This is a genomic window from Mesorhizobium sp. LNHC229A00 (assembly GCF_000502415.1).
In the GTDB taxonomy this organism is placed as follows: Bacteria; Pseudomonadota; Alphaproteobacteria; order Rhizobiales; family Rhizobiaceae; genus Mesorhizobium.
The window spans coordinates 410,430-427,786 of the sequence record NZ_AYWQ01000001.1; the positions used below are offsets into that span (position 1 = coordinate 410,430).

At 62.4% G+C, this 17,357-nt stretch carries 17 protein-coding genes; 6 read left to right on the top strand and 11 right to left on the bottom strand.

Annotated features, from left to right (window positions below):
• Nucleotides 1-117: 117 nt before the first annotated feature.
• The 5 genes from X742_RS167620 to X742_RS167600 all read left to right on the top strand — a co-directional run bounded on the left by X742_RS167620 (nt 118) and on the right by X742_RS167600 (nt 6,321).
• The gene (locus tag X742_RS167620) at nt 118-2,679 is read left to right on the top strand and encodes an FAD-dependent oxidoreductase (protein ID WP_023769842.1); all 2,562 of its coding nucleotides are present in this window, start codon (nt 118-120) and stop codon (nt 2,677-2,679) included.
• Nucleotides 2,680-2,773: 94 nt separating this feature from the next.
• On the top strand, nt 2,774-3,622 hold the full coding sequence (locus tag X742_RS167615; protein ID WP_023769843.1) for a DUF1194 domain-containing protein: 849 nt from the start codon (nt 2,774-2,776) through the stop codon (nt 3,620-3,622).
• Nucleotides 3,623-3,734: 112 nt separating this feature from the next.
• The gene (locus tag X742_RS167610) at nt 3,735-4,685 is read left to right on the top strand and encodes an ABC transporter substrate-binding protein (RefSeq protein WP_023769844.1); all 951 of its coding nucleotides are present in this window, start codon (nt 3,735-3,737) and stop codon (nt 4,683-4,685) included.
• Nucleotides 4,686-4,753: 68 nt separating this feature from the next.
• The gene (locus X742_RS167605; protein WP_023769845.1) at nt 4,754-5,527 is read left to right on the top strand and encodes an ABC transporter permease; all 774 of its coding nucleotides are present in this window, start codon (nt 4,754-4,756) and stop codon (nt 5,525-5,527) included.
• A complete protein-coding gene (locus X742_RS167600; RefSeq protein WP_023769846.1) occupies nt 5,524-6,321 on the top strand; it encodes an ABC transporter ATP-binding protein in 798 nt (265 codons plus the stop codon). Before X742_RS167605 ends, X742_RS167600 begins: the two co-directional genes overlap by 4 nt.
• 7 nt (nt 6,322-6,328) lie before the next feature.
• On the opposite strand, the gene X742_RS167595 is transcribed toward X742_RS167600, so the two are convergent.
• The 3 genes from X742_RS167595 to X742_RS167585 form a co-directional block, all read right to left on the bottom strand.
• Complete coding sequence (locus tag X742_RS167595) at nt 6,329-7,267, bottom strand: GlxA family transcriptional regulator (RefSeq protein ID WP_263485819.1); 939 nt, start codon at nt 7,265-7,267, stop codon at nt 6,329-6,331.
• 401 nt (nt 7,268-7,668) lie between these two features.
• Nucleotides 7,669-7,803, bottom strand: a complete 135-nt coding sequence (locus X742_RS1000000176420) for a hypothetical protein (RefSeq protein WP_013894968.1) — start codon at nt 7,801-7,803, stop codon at nt 7,669-7,671.
• Nucleotides 7,804-8,253: 450 nt separating this feature from the next.
• Complete coding sequence (locus tag X742_RS167585; protein WP_023769849.1) at nt 8,254-8,439, bottom strand: hypothetical protein; 186 nt, start codon at nt 8,437-8,439, stop codon at nt 8,254-8,256.
• 219 nt (nt 8,440-8,658) lie between these two features.
• On the opposite strand from X742_RS167585, the gene X742_RS167580 reads away from it, so the two are divergent.
• Nucleotides 8,659-9,558, top strand: coding sequence for a LysR substrate-binding domain-containing protein (locus tag X742_RS167580; RefSeq protein ID WP_015317416.1), 900 nt, complete (start codon nt 8,659-8,661; stop codon nt 9,556-9,558).
• A 21-nt stretch (nt 9,559-9,579) separates the two neighbouring features.
• Here the strand turns inward: X742_RS167580 and X742_RS167575 are convergent, their stop codons facing one another.
• The 8 genes from X742_RS167575 to X742_RS167540 form a co-directional block, all read right to left on the bottom strand.
• Entirely contained in the window at nt 9,580-10,590 is a 1,011-nt protein-coding gene (locus X742_RS167575; protein WP_023769850.1) for an alpha/beta hydrolase, read from the bottom strand.
• A 227-nt stretch (nt 10,591-10,817) separates the two neighbouring features.
• On the bottom strand, nt 10,818-11,003 hold the full coding sequence (locus X742_RS167570) for a hypothetical protein (protein WP_023769851.1): 186 nt from the start codon (nt 11,001-11,003) through the stop codon (nt 10,818-10,820).
• A 178-nt stretch (nt 11,004-11,181) separates the two neighbouring features.
• On the bottom strand, nt 11,182-13,311 hold the full coding sequence (locus X742_RS167565) for an ASKHA domain-containing protein (protein WP_032924108.1): 2,130 nt from the start codon (nt 13,309-13,311) through the stop codon (nt 11,182-11,184).
• On the bottom strand, nt 13,262-14,236 hold the full coding sequence (locus X742_RS167560; protein ID WP_023769853.1) for a methyltetrahydrofolate cobalamin methyltransferase: 975 nt from the start codon (nt 14,234-14,236) through the stop codon (nt 13,262-13,264). Before X742_RS167560 ends, X742_RS167565 begins: the two co-directional genes overlap by 50 nt.
• 81 nt (nt 14,237-14,317) lie before the next feature.
• Nucleotides 14,318-15,409, bottom strand: a complete 1,092-nt coding sequence (locus tag X742_RS167555) for a methylenetetrahydrofolate reductase (RefSeq protein ID WP_023769854.1) — start codon at nt 15,407-15,409, stop codon at nt 14,318-14,320.
• Entirely contained in the window at nt 15,406-16,020 is a 615-nt protein-coding gene (locus tag X742_RS167550; protein ID WP_023769855.1) for a methylenetetrahydrofolate reductase C-terminal domain-containing protein, read from the bottom strand. The genes X742_RS167555 and X742_RS167550 overlap by 4 nt, the downstream gene beginning before the upstream one ends.
• Nucleotides 16,013-16,315 (bottom strand): virulence factor, encoded by a 303-nt coding sequence (locus X742_RS167545; protein ID WP_015317423.1) that lies wholly within the window; start codon nt 16,313-16,315, stop codon nt 16,013-16,015. The genes X742_RS167550 and X742_RS167545 overlap by 8 nt, the downstream gene beginning before the upstream one ends.
• 202 nt (nt 16,316-16,517) lie before the next feature.
• On the bottom strand, nt 16,518-17,300 hold the full coding sequence (locus X742_RS167540; protein WP_023769856.1) for a formyl transferase: 783 nt from the start codon (nt 17,298-17,300) through the stop codon (nt 16,518-16,520).
• Between the last annotated feature and the right edge of the window lie 57 nt (nt 17,301-17,357).

Below are 17,357 nucleotides of genomic sequence, written 5' to 3' on the forward strand. Positions count from 1 at the left end.
CGCCGCATCCGAGGCGTGTCGCAAACAGGCGGTAGCGCCGTCCCCGTCGCCTGCATATTGTGCCCCGATCAGACGGGCGCCGACGCCGCCCGCAACAGCATTCTGGAGTCGCGGGCAATGGCAGAGTTTCCGAAAAAGGCGAAGGTCGTCATCATTGGCCTCGGCGGCATTGTCGGCGCATCGATCGCCCATCACCTGATCGAGCGCGGCTGGGACGACATTGTCGGCATCGACAAGTCGGGCATTCCCACCGATATCGGCTCGACCGCGCACGCTTCCGATTTCTGCTACACCACCAGCCACGATTTCCTGTCGTGCTGGACGACGCTCTATTCCATCGATTTCTACGAGAAGATGGGTCATTACGCGCGCGTCGGCGGCCTCGAGGTCGCCCGTGTCGGCGACGACGGACGCATGGACGAGATCAAACGCAAGATCGCCTCGGCCAAGGCGTTCGGCACACGCGCCCGTTTGATCGATCCCGCCGAGATCAAGGATAAATTCCCGCTCATCGAACAGGATCTGGTGCAGGGCGGCCTATGGGATCCGGATGCCGGCCTCGTTATTCCGCGCTCGCAGACCGTTGCCGGCAAGCTGGTCGACCAGGCGGAAGCGTCCGGCAAGCTCAAATCCTTCGCCAACACGCCGGCGAAGTCGCTCGTGGTCAAGGACGGCCGCATCAGTGCCGTGGTGACCGACCGCGGCACGATCGAGGCCGACTATGTCATCGTCTGCGCCGGCATCTGGGGCCGGCTGATCGCCGAGATGGTCGGCGAGGACCTGCCGGTCATGCCGATCGACCATCCGCTGACCTTCTTCGGCCCATATACCGAGTTCGCCGGCACCGGCAAGGAGATCGGTTGGCCTCTGCTGCGCGACCAAGGCAACTCGGCCTATATGCGCGACACCGGCGATCCCAAGACCGCCGAGGGGGGCCAGATCGAATGGGGTTACTACGAAGAGACCAATCCGCGCCTCTGCCATCCGCGCGACCTGCTGGAGAAGGACCAGGCACGGCTGTCGCCGTCGCAGCGTGATCTCGATATGGAGCAGATCCTGGCGCCGCTCGAGCGCGCCATGGAACTGACGCCGATCCTGGGCGAACTCGGCTATAATGAAAGCCATTCCTTCAACGGCCTGCTGCAGGTGACGGCCGATGGCGGCCCTTCCATGGGCGAGAGCCAGAAGGTGAGGGGCCTGTGGTACGCTGTCGCCATCTGGGTCAAGGACGGCCCTGGCATGGGCAAGCTGATCGCCGACTGGTTGACGGACGGCCGCACCGCGATCGACCACCACGCCATCGACTATGCGCGCTTCTATCCGCACCAGACCGAGGAACAATTCATCTGGGATCGCTGCACCGAGACGGCGATGAAGGTTTACAACCCGGCGGTGCATCCGCGCGAACCCTTCTCCAAGGCCCGCAACATCAGGCGCTCGCCGTTCTGGGAGCGTGAAAAGGAACTCGGCGGTTATTTCATGGAGCTGGGCGGATGGGAGCGTGCGCATGGCTATGCCGCCAACGAGCATCTGCTTGAGAAGTATGGCAACCGCGTGCCGGTGCGCGAGAACGAATGGGACAACCGCCATTTCTGGCGTGTCTCCAACGCCGAGCATCTGGCGATGAGCGAAGATTGCGGCATCGTGAACCTCTCGCATTTCTCGATGTATGACATCGAAGGGCCCGACCATGTCGCGCTGCTGGAATGGCTGTGCGCGGCCAAGATCGGCGGCGACAACAACATCGGCAAGGGCATCTATACCCACTTCCTCGATGAGGAAGGCATGGTGCGCGCCGACTTCACGGTGATCCGCATGGCCGACCGCTGCCGGCTGATCGACGGCGCCGACGCCGGCCCGCGCGACTTCCAGTACATGCGCCGCACGGCTCAGGACAAAGGGTTCGACGTCACCATCACCGACGTGACCGAGAAGTACGTCACCATCGGCATCTGGGGGCCGAATGCCCGCACGACGTTGCAAAAGGTGGTCGAGAGCCCGGATGGGCTTTCGCCGGAGAATTTTCCGTTCGCGGCGATCAAGCCGGTCCGGATCGGCGGCAAGGACGTTACGGCGTTCCGTATCTCCTATGTCGGCGAGCAGGGCTGGGAACTGCATATGCGCTACGAGGATGGTCTCGCCGTCTGGGACGCGCTGCGCTCGACCGGTGTCATGCCATTCGGCGTCGAGACCTACGCCAATACGCGCCGCATGGAGAAGAGCCTGCGGCTGCAGAATGCCGACCTCTTGACCGAGTATAATCTGCTGGAAGCCGATCTCGCCCGCCCGAAGGTCAAGGAGAACGATTTCTGCGGCAAGGCCAAGCATTTGGAGTATCGTGAGCGCGCGCACCAGCCGGCGATGCTATGCACGTTGGTGATGACCGAGAACAAGGATTCCAGGGGTGTCGCCCGTTATCCCGTCGGCATCATGCCGGTGATGGACCCCGAGAGCGGGGAAACGCTGGTCGACGAACTCGGCCGCCGCTCCTTCACGACATCGGCCGCCTATGGCCCGACGATCGGCAAGAACATCGCGCTCGCCTATCTGCCCTGGGCCTATGCCCAGGAGGGCCGCAAGCTCAAGGTCGAGTATTTCGGCGAGACCTATCCGGTTGAAGTCGCCAGTGTCGGCTACAAGCCGCTTTACGACCCTGAGAATCTCAAGCCGCGGAGCTGAGCCTTCGCCAAGAATTTCGCGCGCATTTGGATGAGCCCGGCCCAGGTCGGGCTTTTCTCTTTTTCAGCTGTCGATTCTGGCTTACCCTAGCGGCATGTCTGGTTTTGGCACTGCAAGACATCTGCTTTCGAGCGCCGTTGCCCTGGCGGTTACGTTCTGGCTGGCGCCAATGTCCCGCGCCGACGAGCCGGTCGATGTCGAGTTGGTGCTGGCGGTGGACGTGTCGCTGTCAATGTCGGCCGACGAGCTCGAGATCCAGCGTCATGGCTACGCGGCGGCGCTGACGCACGACAATGTGCTGCAGGCGATTGCCGATGGCGCCTATGGCAAGATCGCCGTCACCTATGTCGAATGGGCCGGCACCAACTGGCAACGCGTCATCGTGCCGTGGACAGCGATCGCGACCCGGGCCGACGCGGAGCGGGTGGTGGCGCAATTGTCGGCTCAGCCGCCCAACAGCGCGCGGCGCACCTCGATCTCCGGCGCGCTGGAGTTCGGCAGCGACCTTTTCGCCGAAAGCGGCTACCAGGGAACCAAGCGCGTCATCGACATTTCGGGCGACGGGCCAAACAACCAGGGCGCGCCGGTCAATCTCGCCCGCGACGGGGTGGTCAGGCAAGGCATAGTCATCAACGGCCTGCCGCTGATGACCCGAGGCGGCTTTTCCGGCGTCTATGACGTCAACGATCTCGATCGCTACTACAGCGACTGCGTCATCGGCGGTCCCGGCGCCTTCATGATCCCGGTCAACGACTGGACGCAATTTCCCGAAGCCATCCGCCGCAAGCTGGTGCTGGAGCTCGCCGGCCCGGCGTCACGGCAATGGGCGGCGGCGGAGGCGGATCATCCGCCAGTGGTGCTGGCGCGGGACAAACCCGCCGCCGACTGCCAGGTCGGCGAGAAAATGTGGCGCAACCGCAACTGGATGCCCGACACCAGATAGCGCAATACCAAACCGGTTGCCGGCTGCTTTCCGCGCGAACACGGTCCTGTTGATTGACAAGCCCATCGGCTCTGTGAACAATTTCCCGCAGAAAAACAAAAGGGGAACCGATATGAACAGAATAACCGTGCTTGCCGCGACATTGACGCTTGCCGCGGGCTTGTCCGCGCCAGCGAAGGCCGCCACATCGCTCACCATCGGCATCAGTGGATGGACCGGATTCGCGCCGCTGACACTTGCCAAGCAGGCAGGGCTGTTCGAGAAGCATGGGCTCGACGTGACCTTGAAGAAGGTGCCGCAGGCCAGCCGTCCGCTCGCCATCGCCAGCGGCGACCTGCAATGCGCCGCCACCACGGTCGAGACCTGGCTGGTCTGGAACGCCAGCGGGGTGACCACCAAGCAGATTTTCCAGCTCGACAAATCCTATGGCGCCGATGGCATCGTGGTGCGCAACGACATCAAGACAGTCGCCGATCTCAAGGGCAAGACCGTCGCTTCCTCGGCGCCTGGAACGTCTCCCTACTTCCTGCTGGCCTGGGTGCTGAACAAGAACGGCATGTCGACCAAGGATGTCACGGTCGTCAATCTCGAACCCGACGCGGCGGCGCAGGCCTTCCTCGCCGGCCAGAACGATGCGGCCGTCACCTATGAGCCCTTCATCTCGGCCGTGCGCGACAAGGCCGACCAGGGCCATATCCTGGCGACCACGCTCGACTATCCGATGGTTCTCGACACGGTCGGCTGTACGCCCGAATTCCTGAAGGCCAATCCCGACGCCGCCAAGGCGCTTGCCGACAGCTATTTCGACGCCCTCGACATGATCAAGAAGGAGCCGCAGAAATCCTACGAGATCATGGGCGCCGACGTGAAACAGTCGGCCAAGGAATTCGAGGATTCGGCAAAGTACCTGAAATGGGCCGACAAGGCCGAGAACAAGCAGTTCTTCACCAAGGAATTCCAGGACTTTTCCAAGACCGCCGGCGATCTGCTGCTGCAGATGGGGCTGATCAAGGAGGCACCCGACGTCGCCACACTGGCCGACACCAGCGCCGTGGCGAATTAACGGTTCAACCCCTGGGCACCGTGCGGTGGCGCAGAGCGCCGCCGCCTTGCCGCTGACAAAGGACGAAGATGCGCCCCTTGCATCCTGTCTCTCCGAGCCTGCGAAGCGTGCTCGGTATCTCTTTCTTCGTGCTGTTCGTGGCCTTCTGGGCTTGGATCACGTTTGGCGGCCACGTCAACCGCATCTTCCTCGCCGATCCGCTGTCGATGCTGCGGGACGGCTGGCGGCTGCTGGTCGAGGATCGTTTCTGGCTCGACATACTGATCACCATCTGGCGGGTATTCGGCGGCTTTGTACTGGCCTCGGTCGTCGCGGTGCCGCTCGGCATCGCCATGGGCGCCTGGAAGCCGGTGGAAGCGTTTCTGGAACCCTTCGTCTCCTTCGCCCGCTACCTGCCGGCGTCGGCCTTCATTCCGCTGCTCATCCTTTGGGCCGGCATTGGCGAGCTGGAAAAACTGCTTGTCATCTTCGTCGGCTCGGTGTTCCAGATCATCCTGATCATTGCCGTCAAGGTTGGGGCCACGCGGCGCGACCTGGTCGAGGCCGCCTATACGCTGGGCTCGACCAACAACGGCATCGTCAGGCGGGTCATCATGCCGGCCAATGCGCCCGAGATCGCCGAGACGCTACGGCTGGTGCTCGGCTGGGCCTGGACCTATGTCATCGTGGCCGAATTGATCGGCTCATCGTCGGGCATCGGGTACATGATCATCAACAGCCAGTCGCGGCTGGCGACCGGGCAGATCATCTTCGGCATCATCATCATCGGCCTGATCGGGCTGTTGTCCGATTTCGCGTTCAAGGCGTTCAACCGCTGGCTCTTTCCATGGAGCCTGGCGTGAGCAAGCTTCTTATCGAGGGTGTCTCGCGAACCTTTGCCGGCGTGCGGGGTGGGGAACCCGTCAAGGCGCTTTTACCAATCGTTCTGGCGGTGGCGGCCAACGACTTCATCACCGTTTTGGGACCGTCCGGTTGCGGAAAGTCGACACTGTTGAGGATCGTCGCCGGCTTGGAGGCGCCGAGCGAAGGCCGTGTTCTGCTAGACGGCAGGACGGTGACACGGCCCGGGCCGGACCGCGGCATGGTCTTCCAGTCCTACACGCTGTTTCCATGGCTGACGGTCGCCGAAAACATCGGCTTCGGCCTGCGCGAACGCCGCACGGCCGAAAAGGAGCGGGACGACATCGTCGCTTCCTATGTCGATCTCGTCGGGCTGAGGGGGTTCGAGAACCATTGGCCGAAGCAGCTGTCCGGTGGCATGCAGCAGCGCACGGCGATCGCCCGGGCGCTGGCCAACGATCCCGAAATCCTGTTGCTGGACGAGCCGTTCGGGGCGCTGGATAACCAGACACGCGGGCTGATGCAGGAATTGCTGCTCGGCATATGGGAACGGCGCAAGAAGACGGTGCTGTTCGTCACCCACGACATCGAGGAGGCGATCTTCATGGCCTCGCGCGTAATCGTGATGACGGCGCGGCCCGGCCGCATCAAGTCGGATGTCGCCATCGACCTGCCGCATCCCAGGCACTACACGCTGAAGACCAGTCCCGAATTCTCGGCGTTGAAGGCGCGACTGACCGAGGACATCCGCGTCGAGGCGATGCGAACGGCGCAAGTGCGGTCGGCCGAGACCTGATGCGGGATCAGGCCGCCAGCAATTGCTTGCGGTCGACGCGTTCCTGCTGCGGCGAGCGGGCGTAGAGCTCGCGGTAACATTTCGAGAAATGCGAGGCCGAGACGAAGCCGCAGGCGACCGCCACCTCGACCACCGGCAGCGACGACTGGATCAAGAGATGCCGGGCGCGGTCGAGGCGGATTTCGAGGTAGTAGCGGGCGGGCGACCGTCCCATCTCGGTGCGGAACAGGCGCTCGATCTGGCGGCGCGACAGGTCGACATGGTCGGCGATCTCGATCAGCGACAGCGGCTCGGACAGATTGGCCTCCATCAGCTCGATGATGGTCAGTACTTTCGAGTTCTGCACGCCGAGGCGGGCGCGCAGCGGCAGGCGCTGGCGGTCGGTCGGACTGCGCACACGATCGGTTAGTACCTGCTCGCACACGCGGTTGACGAGGTTCTCGTCGAAATCGTCGCCGATCAGCTTCAGCATCATGTCGAGCGCGGCGGTGCCGCCGGCGCAGGTGTAGATGTTCTGGTCGATCTCGAACAGGTCGGCAAAGACATTGGCCTTCGGAAACGCTTCGGAAAAACCGGGCAGGTTTTCCCAATGGATGGCACAGCGCTTGTTGGACAGGAGCCCGGCTGCGGCGAGGATATGCGCACCGGTGCACAGGCCGCCGACCGCGACGCCGCGATTGTATTCCTCGCGCAGCCAGGCAAAGGCCGACTTGTTCTGGTAGCGCTCGACATTGGTGCCGCTGCAGACGATGGCCATGTTGGGGCGATCCGGCCCTGCCATCTTCTTGCGTTCCTCCTCCAGCGAGGTGTTGACCGCACACTCGACGCCGTTCGAGGCGCGCACCGGCTTGCCGTCGATGCTGGCGAGGCGCCAGCGATAGGCCTCGTAGCCGAGCATCCGATTGGCGGAGCGCAGCGGGTCCAGCGCGGTCGCAAAAGCGATCATGGTGAAATCGGGAACAAGGAAGAACACAAACGATCGCTTGATCGGATGCTTGACGGCGTTCACGGGGAACCTCATCTGGCCATGACGCGAACAGGATGTCGCGAATAGCATAGCGTCATCAGGAAAAACCATTCCTGTCAATTGGCTAGTCGGCTTTGGCAAGATTAAATTTGCGACATGGGTCGCAAATGGGCAATCGCCGCGCGGTGCCTACTCGAACTAGGCCCCCGTCGGCTTGTGAGAGCGATGGAAGCGCAACAAATAAACGCCGCCTCGGCGGACCGAGGCGGCGGCAGTCAACCCTGAAGCCGCGGCAGGGGCGCGGCTCAGGAGGTGTCTTGTATTTTCGATTTCTACGCAGTTCCGGCCGGGAAAATACGGTTTCCTGGAACCGCGCTTGTTCAGGCGACGAAGCCGAGACGCGCCGCGGCCATGGCGCCGGTCTGGCCGGGCATGGTGTTGGCAAGACGCTGACGCTCGAGAGCGGTGGTCAGGTTCATTTCGCGGCGGGCGAAGAGGCGGGCAAAAAGCTTCATGATCATCTCCAATCGGTTGCTCGCGCATCAGCCCGAAAATCGAATTGATTTTCGGAAAGCACGATGCGCAGACTCAAAGTGTTAGAGCGCATTTTGTGCGTCCAATTGGACGCACGTCGCTCTAAACGGGTCGCCTTCGCTTGATGGAGTGGGGCAGCTCGTTTGCTGACGGTGATATAGGCTTGTGTGAGCAGGAACTAAATCGCAAAAGCGAAGCGCTTGATATGAAAAGCGACACCGGATGCGACATATTTTGGCAAGCGATGAGCAAGACGCCTAGGATTCATGAATATCTACAGCGATTTAGCCTGAAAATCGAGCTGCTATGCGGCTTGCTCATATGCGCCATGCAGCGGCGACATGGCTCGTGAATTCGTTTGAATACAAATAAATAGAGAAGGCCTGCCGGGCGGGTTGCGCGGCAGGCCTTCAGCACGGGGTACACACGATTTACTTTGCTCCAGCCCAGGATCCGACGCCGCTGCGAATGCCGGTCTTGGCGTCGGAAGCTTCCGGCCAGCCGATATCCTTCTGCAGCTCGATCGGCAGCGAACGGATGGCGCGTTCGGTCTGGTAGCGGGCGCGGGCCGCGTTGAATTCGGTCGCGATGCGGCCGAGGGACGATAGGATAGACATTTCGATCTCCTTTGCTGCGGCGCGGCATGCGCCGGCAATGCGTTACGTCAGGTCGGTTTCAGCTTCATTTCACGTCGAATGCAGGTCTGAGCCGGGGTCGTTTCATGGCCGCTTTTGGCAGCATGCTGCTTCGATGGAGTTGACTATGCTCCTGATCTGATGTTCAATCAAACGAAATGGAATGATGTTTTGTATCAGAAAAATTGAAGGTCGATCGTCATGAACGCCCCACTCAATCACCCGCTGCCGCTGCTCGATCTCGATGTTTTGCGCACCTTCGTGGCGATTGCCGAGACCGGCAGCTTCACCACCGCCGCCAATGCGGTGTTCCGGACGCCGTCGGCCGTCTCCATGCAGATCAAGAAGCTGGAGGATATTCTCGGCCGCTCGGTGTTCGCGCGCGACGCGCGTTCGGTGACGCTGACCACGGACGGCGAAATGCTGCTCGGCTATGCCCGGCGGCTTTTGTCGATCAACCGTGAGGTGGTGTCGAAATTCATCATCCCCGATATTGTCGGCGTGGTGCGGCTCGGCTCACCTGACGACTATGGCGAGCGCGTGCTGCCGCATGTGTTGAAGCGTTTCGCGCAGTCGCATCCCTCGATCGCCGTCGACGTCACCATCGACCAGAGCAGCAATCTTCGCCGGCGCATGGATGACCGGGCGCTCGACATCACGCTGTTGACCAATTCGTACAAGACCAGCGCGCTCGGCGCCGAGGTGCTGTTGACCGAGCCGATCGTGTGGGCCGGCGCCAAGGGCGGCTGCGCGCATCTGCGCGAACCGCTGCCGGTTTCGCTTTGGGAAGAAGGCTGCGCCTGGCGGGCCGGCGCGCTCGAGGCATTGGGCCGCGAGGGCCGCAACTATCGGGTCGCTTATATGAGTGCCCATACCGCAGGCCAGCGTGCCGCGATCATGGCCGACCTCGCGGTCGCGCCGCTGCCTAGATCGTTCCTCGGCAACGACATGGTTGAACTCTGTCCTAAGGACGGGATGCCCGATATCGGCACTTACAATCTTGCCATGGTGGTGGCGCCGGACGCCAGCGCGCCGGTCAAGGCCGTCGCCGACCACATCCGCGCGACCTTCGAAGTGTTTAGGGAAACCGGCAAGTTCTGATCGATGTCGTGGAGCCGAGTTTCAGCGCTCGGCGATCTCGTCACGTTCGCCGAGCCGATTGATCGTCTGGCCGAAATGGTTGGTGTGCTGGGATGAAGTTTTGGTCGACGACTTGGCCGTTTTCCTTTCAGCCCGAGTGGAGGCGTCGTCCGTGAGAAACGCGACGATGTGTTGGCGCGCGCGCCGCGCTTCCGGCATGTCGATCAGCGGCCAGACGTGGAACATGCCTTCCTCGTAAACCAGCTCCACCTCGACACCGGCGGCGCTGGCTTTTTGTGCAAAAATCAGATTGTCGGGCGTGAGAAGATCGCGGGAGCCCGTCAGGAGCAGTGTCTTCGGCAGCACCGACAGATCGCCATAGACCGGGCTGATACGCCAGTCTGTCGGATCCATACCGGCACTATAGAGCCGGATTGCCTCGCGCCCGCCGGCGATGCCCAACCATGGATCTTTCCGCTCCGCCTCGAACACTTCGGGGTTTGCGAGCGAGACGTCGAGGCCGGGTGAAATCAGCACATGGCGCGACGGCACCGGCAAACCCTCTTCCGCCGCCATCATGGTCAGCACCACGGCCATGTTGCCGCCCGCGGAATCGCCCATGAAGACGATATCTTCCGCCTCTGTCTCATCGAGCATCTGGCGGTAGACAGCGCCGACCATGCCGAACATGGCGTGGAAATCGTGTTCCGGGGCGATAGGGTAGATCGGCACGGTGATGCCGTAGCCCAGCCGGTCGGCCATGTCGGCGATCAGATACCAGTGATAGGGCGTGATCTCAAAGACATAAGCGCCGCCATGCAGGTAGAGTATCCGCTTGTGCTCTCCGGCCCTGGGGGCGATTTCGTAGACCGGAAAACCGCCCACGCTGCGCGTCTGGATTTCGAAACGCTGATGCAGCGCGACCGGCGGATGGTGATCCTCCGTCTTGCGCGCGGCGACGATCCAGCGCTGCAGGTTTTCCGGGCTGGAAAAGGCTTGCTTGCGGCTGTGCCTGAGCACGAAGGACACAACGTGGCTTTTCAAACTTGGCATGCGGATACACGAACTTCGGCTGCAGCCGACTAAGAGAACTCCCCTTGTAACGAGATCGTGCCTTGGCCGAGAATGTCAAGATTTACGCTGTGCCCACACGCTGGTGTGATCCGCGCGTCGTCCGCGACGCGGCAAAAGTGCCGCGGGCAATCGGTTGCTGGTGGCCATCGGGGATGTGTGGGATCCCCGGTGGACGCCGCGCAATTTGTATTTGTCTGCGAACGTCGTCACCGCGTGGAGCCTAGCAGCAGCGAGGCGAGTGTGGCCTGCGGATCGTTCGGCGGCGATGCCGGCCAGCCGATGTCCTTCTGGACATGGGCCGGCAAGCTGTTCAGCGCTCGGATTGATTTGTTCCTGGCGTGGGCTTGCCTGATGGTCACACCCAAGCGGCCGAAATTTTCGAACATCGACATTTTCATCTCCCCTGAAGAACGGCGATGGCCAAAGGACTGTCCTTGGCCGCCGTTCGATGTGCGGGTAAATGCGCTGTGCATGTATCTGCTGGATTTCGCGAAAACAGCATTTCGGTTTCCGGATCGGACGATCCGGAAACATTTGCATACAAATAAATCAAGGGAGTGGCCGGCGCGTCTATTCGCGGCTGCGCCGAGCAGCATGGCCTTCGCGGGAGCGTCGGCGCGGTGCTGCATCTCCGGCGATGCCATCCTCGCTCACCGTCTTGCGCGGCGGCAGCTTCACCGCCGCCGACAGTTTCGGGAACGGATCGACCTTGTTGGGCAGCGCCATGGCGTAGACGAAGTGCTCCTGGAATTTCGGCTCGAGCGCCGTCTCGATCTTTTCGATCTGGCTCACCGTCTCCTCGATTTCGCGGCGATAGCCGCGATTGAGCAGCGCCATGCGAGCACCCGCGCCGGCGGCGTTGCCCACGGCCGAGACCTTGTCGAGGTCGCAATCGGGGATGAGACCTAACACCATGGCGTATTTCGGGTCGATGAAGGAGCCGAAGGCACCGGCGAAGTGGATACGGTCGACATGCTCGGTGTTCTGTTTTTCCATCAACAGCTTGGTGCCGGCATAGAGCGCCGCCTTGGCCAACTGAATGGCACGCACGTCGGTCTGGGTGATAGTGATCTTGGGTTCGCCTTCCTTCAGCACGTAGGAGAAGGTGCGGCCGTTGGGGACGACGCGCGGCGAGCGCGCGGCAAGCGATCCGTCGACGACGCCATCCTCGGAGATGATGCCGGTGAGATACATTTCGGCGACGATCTCGATGATGCCGGAGCCGCAAATGCCGGTGACGCCGGTAGCCTGCACGCTGTCGAGGAAGTTGGGCTCATCGGACCACAGTTCCGAGCCGATGACACGGTATTTCGGCTCCAGCGTGTCTGGATCGATGCGCACGCGCTCGATGGCGCCGGGCGCGGCCCGCTGGCCACCGGAGATTTCGGCGCCTTCGAAGGCCGGACCGGTCGGCGAGGAGGCAGCGACGACCCGTGTACGGTTTCCGAGTACGATCTCGGCATTGGTGCCGACGTCCACGATCAGCATCATCTCGTCCTGGCGGTGCGGACCTTCGGACAGGGTCACGGCCGCCGCGTCGGCGCCGACATGGCCGGCGATGCAAGGCAACATATAGAGCCGTGCGCCCTGGTTGAGCTTCAGCCCGATGTCGGATGCCTTGATGCGAACGGCGCCCGAGACGGCAAGCGCGAAGGGCGCGCCGCCGAGTTCGGTCGGATCGATGCCGAGGAACAGGTGATGCATGATCGGATTGCCGACGAAGACGGAATCCAGGATGTCGTTGCGCTGGACATTGCCTTCCGCGCAAACCTTGTCGACGAGGCCGGAGATTGCCTCGCGGACAGCAACCGTCATGCCTTCGCGGCCATCCGGGTTCATCATCACATAGGAGACGCGGCTCATCAGATCCTCGCCGAAGCGGATCTGCGGGTTCGACGTTCCGGACGAGGCGGCGACGCGGCCCGACAGCAGCGACACCAGATGCATGGCGATGGTGGTCGAGCCGATATCGCAAGCCAGGCCATAGGCCTCGTTCTTGAGGCCCGGCCACAGCGCGATGACGCGCGCTGTCTCGGTGTCCGTATCCTTGTAGATGGCGGCGGTCGCCGTCCAGTTGCCCTTGCGCAAAATACCTTGCACCTGCGGCAGCAGATAAAAATCGAAGTCCAGGCTTTTGAGGTTCCAGTCCTTCATCAGGGCGATCTTCAGGCGGTCGAGATCGCCAAGCGGCTTGTGCATGTCTGGTTCTTCGATCTCGACGTAGCACATGCGGATCGCGGAATCGCGGGCGATGACCCTGGTGTCGGCATCCTTGCGGATGGTCTGGGCGTTGATGACCGTGTCCTGCGGCACGTCGATGACGAGATCGCCGAGGATCTGGGCGGAGCAGGACAGGCGGCGCCGTTCGGGCAGGCCGCGTACGCGTTCATAGCGCTCTTCCTTAGGGCCCTTGGGCGAAATGTGATCGTTGGAGGAGGTGATCTTGTGCTTGGCGAAATTGCCTTCCTGCACCTCGATCTGGCAGCGCCCGCAAGTGGCGCGTCCGCCGCACACGCTCTCGACATAGACGCCGAGCTGGCGCGCGGCGTCGAGCACGGGCGTGCCGACAGGGAACCGCCCGCGCTTGCCTGACGGCATGAACAGCACGAGCGGATCGATTATGTTTGCAGGCGAGTTCACGATTGCGCGCTTATCCCCGACCCATCCGGGCTTCACGGCCACCGCGTCGGCGGCCGCCATTGCCGCCGCCTTCGCCCGGCGCATTGACCGCTGTCGGCGCCGCCACCGCGTGGCCGCCTTCGGCCGGCTTGTAGTCCTTGTAGGTCTTGATCCATTTGGTGCAGTTCTCGTCGGTGCCGTTCAGCACGTTGGCGCCGCGCACGGCTTCCATTTCCTGCGGCCGCACCGGGTTCATGATCGCCGAGGTCATGCCGGCGCCGATCACCATCGGGATGAAGGCGGCGTTGATGCCGTGGCGGTGCGGCAGGCCGAAGGAGATGTTGGACAGGCCGCAGGTGGTGTTGACCTTGAGCTCTTCGCGGAGCCGACGCAGCAGAGCGAACACCTGGCGGCCGGCATCGCCCAGCGCGCCGATAGGCATCACCAGCGGATCGACGACGACGTCATGCGCCGGGATGCCGAAATCGGCGCAGCGCTGCACGATCTTCTTGGCGACGGCAAAGCGCACGTCCGGATCCATCGAAATGCCGGTCTCGTCGTTGGAGATGGCGACGACCGGCACATTGTATTTCTTGATCAGCGGCAGGATGGCCTCGAGCTTTTCCTCCTCGCCGGTTACGGAATTGACCAACGGCCGGCCCTTGGCGACTTTCAGCGCGGCCTCGATCGCGGCGGTGACGGAACTGTCGATCGACAGCGGCAGATCGACCAGGCCCTGGACGATCTCCAGCGTCTGCACCAGAAGGCCAGGTTCGGTTTCGTTCGGGTTGACCGAGGTGACGCCGGCATTGACGTCGAGCATGGTGGCGCCGCAGGCGGCCTGCTCCAGCGCGTCCTTGATGACAGTCTCGAAATTGCCGACCACCATCTCGGCGGCGAGCTTCTTGCGGCCGGTCGGGTTGATGCGTTCGCCAATCACGCAGAAAGGCTGGTCGAAGCCGATGATGATTTCTCGTGTCGCCGAGGCGACGATGGTCCGGGTCATGAAATCTCTCCGTCGTGATATAAAGAGTTCTTTATATCGTTATCTCTTGTCGATCAAGCGAATGGTCGCTCTCCGCGCAAGTCAATGCGCGGTCTTCACCATGTCCACCTGGGTTTCGGTAATGTCGTCGTGCAGGATGTGGTCCAGCCGGTCGGCGACCATCTGGTCGTCGCGGCGGATCTCGCGCTTCCACGGCTGGCGGCCCTTCAGCACGCCCGATTCATCGACGATCTCGGCGACATATTCCTCCTGGCGATAGGCCATCACATGGATGCCGGAGACACCGGGAATTTCCTTCACCTCGTTGATGATGTCGGTGCAGAGCTGCTTGCCTTCCTTCTTCTGGTCCTGGGCGCCTTCCAGCCGCTTGATGATAGCGTCGGGGATATGGATGCCCGGCACGTTGGAGCGGATCCATTTTGCCGTCTTGGCGGAAGCGAGAGGGCCGACGCCACACAGGATGAACACTTTCTCGGTGTGGCCGAGATCACGTGCCTTCTGCATGAAGGTCTTGAACATCGGCACGTCGAAGCAATACTGCGTTTGCACGAACTGCGCGCCGGCGGCGATCTTCTTGCCGAGATGGATCGGGCGAAAGTCGAAGGGCGGCGCGAACGGATTGACGGCAGCGCCCAGGAACAGCTGCGGCGGCGTCGTCAGCTTGCGGCCGGACAGAAACTTGCCGTTGTCTCGCATGATGCGGCAGGTCTCCAACAGCGACATGGAATCGAGGTCGAACACCGGCTTGGCGCCCGGCTGGTCGCCGGCCTGCACGCCGTCGCCGGTCAGGCACAGCATGTTGGCGACGCCCATCGCGGCGCCGCCCAGCACGTCGCCCTGGATGGCGATGCGGTTCTTGTCGCGGCAGGCGATCTGCATGATTGGTGCGTAGCCCATGCGGGTCAGAAGCGCACAGATGCCGACCGACGACATATGGCAATTGGCGCCGGACGCATCGACGGCGTTGATGGCGTCGACCCAGCCGTCGAAGATCCTTGCACGGTTGTAGACATCCTCCGGATCGGCGCTGTCGGGCGGGTTCAGTTCGGTCGTCACCGCGAACTCGCCGCGCCTGAGCACGCGCTCCAGGCGGCCGCGCGAGGTGTGGCCGGGCAGGGGATCGAGCGGCAAATGGATGCCGGCCGGATTTTCGTCGAGCTGGCGGCCGGTCACGAGGAGGCTCCGGTCTTCGCCGCAGCGGCGGCTTCACGGGCTGCCGCGGCCTGCGCGGTTACCCGCAGCCAGGCAGAGGTTTCGCGCAACGACTGATCGACCGGCTTCTGCACTGTGAGGATCCTGTCGGAGTTGACCATGTTCCGCGAACCTTCCCAGGCCTTGACCCAGACGCAGGGCATGTCGGGTTCGACCTCGCAATTGCCGTTGGCGCGCACGCCGCCGCAAGGGCCGTTGCGCAACTGCTTGGGGCAGTTCATCGGGCAAGACATGCCGGTCGAGGAGAGGATGCACTGACCGCACATGCGGCAGTCGAACATGAAGCCTTTTACGCGCTTTTCGACGAACTTGATTGGAGCCTCGACACGGCCATAGCCGATACCCTTCCACAAGGGATGCAGCAGCAAGAACGTGTCGGCGAAGCGGGCGTAGAACCATTCGAGCAAGCGCGAATGCCTGATCGACCACAGCCGTATCGCGAAGGAGCGCTGTACGCGCCGCTGCGGCGAGACATCGGCCGGCTTGTAGTCGGACTTCGGCGCCGCCTTCTTGACCTGAGTGGCCTGCGTAATGGCCACCCCTTCCTTGCTCACGGGAGTGGTTTCAGACATTTTCTTTGCCGCCGGCCTTGACCAGAGCGACCAGCCGCTCGCGGTCATATTTCGCGTCGATCTCGTTGAAGGCCTTTTCGACCTCGGCTTCGAGATCGTCACCGACCGGAACTGGATCAGCCTTGCGCCACTCGGCCAGATAGTCGTCCGTGCCGCCGGCGCCGGTGCGCATGGCGCACATGTCGATCGCCTCGGTGAAGCGCAACGGCAGTTCGCGCTTGGCGTTCTGCCGGCCTTTCTTGACGATGACCTGGGCAGGAATGTCGCGCCAGTAGACGACGATAAGATCGGCCATGAATTCTCGCTCCTCGATCCCCGAGCATTGCCGCAAGCGCAGTTGACCCGCTTGTTATGGGACGACGCGCGCGCATTCAAAAGCGACGCATTTGGATGTCGTAAAATGAAAGGTGCGTTTATTCGTTTGCGACCCATGCCGCGACGGGGTCACTGCAGCGATAAAGGCGGCGGAGTTTGCACCGTTCCGGACACCGGATGCGTTACCAAATGCCGGTTCTCAGCCCTGTCCAGACGTAGAACCAGATCGTCGGGTGGTACCACTGCTTTGATGGCAGCCCTGGATCGAACGTTGCAAGTTTACCGGCCAACGCGTCGCTGACCGCCTCGACGCAGATGTCGCGCGAAAACGCCGCCTGGCGCAGCGCATAGCTTGAAATGGTGTCACCTTGTTTCGGCTTGCCGCGCACCTGCTTCAGCACGCCACCAGTGTCGACACCCGCATCGACCAGATGGACGGTGGTGCCGAAATTCTGCGGATCGCCTGACGTCAACGCCCAATAGCCGCCATTCATGCCGCGATATTTCGGGGTGATGCCGGCATGATAGTTGAGCACCGGACACGGCATTTTGGCCAGCATCTCCCTGGAAATCAGCCGACAGCCGTTCAGCAGCACGACGCCGGGCTTGATCGTCTGGATTGCCTGCAGACATTCCGGCCCGTTGGCGGATGCCACATGGACGATGACCTGGCCTTGCCGCGGTTCCGTTTCAAGCTTCTCCTCGGCAATCAAACGGGCGGCGTGTTTGACGTTAAGCCGTTTGCCGAGCCTGCTCAGCACCATCGTGCCGAGCTGGCCGATGGCAGAGATCCAGCCCTGGCGTCGGGCGCGGCCGCGCAGCAATTGCTTTTTCGATTCAGGGATTTCGAGAACGACGCTGACAGGGCCGATGCGGTCGGCGAGGTCGTTGATCATGGCCCAGACGTGCGCGCCGCCACCGGTGACGACGACAATAGGTCGCGGATTTGGTTGCGACGCTGCCATTGATCTTTCCGTGCTCCAAGGACCGGCTGAGTTGGCCGGACCTTAGGGCGGGCAGGT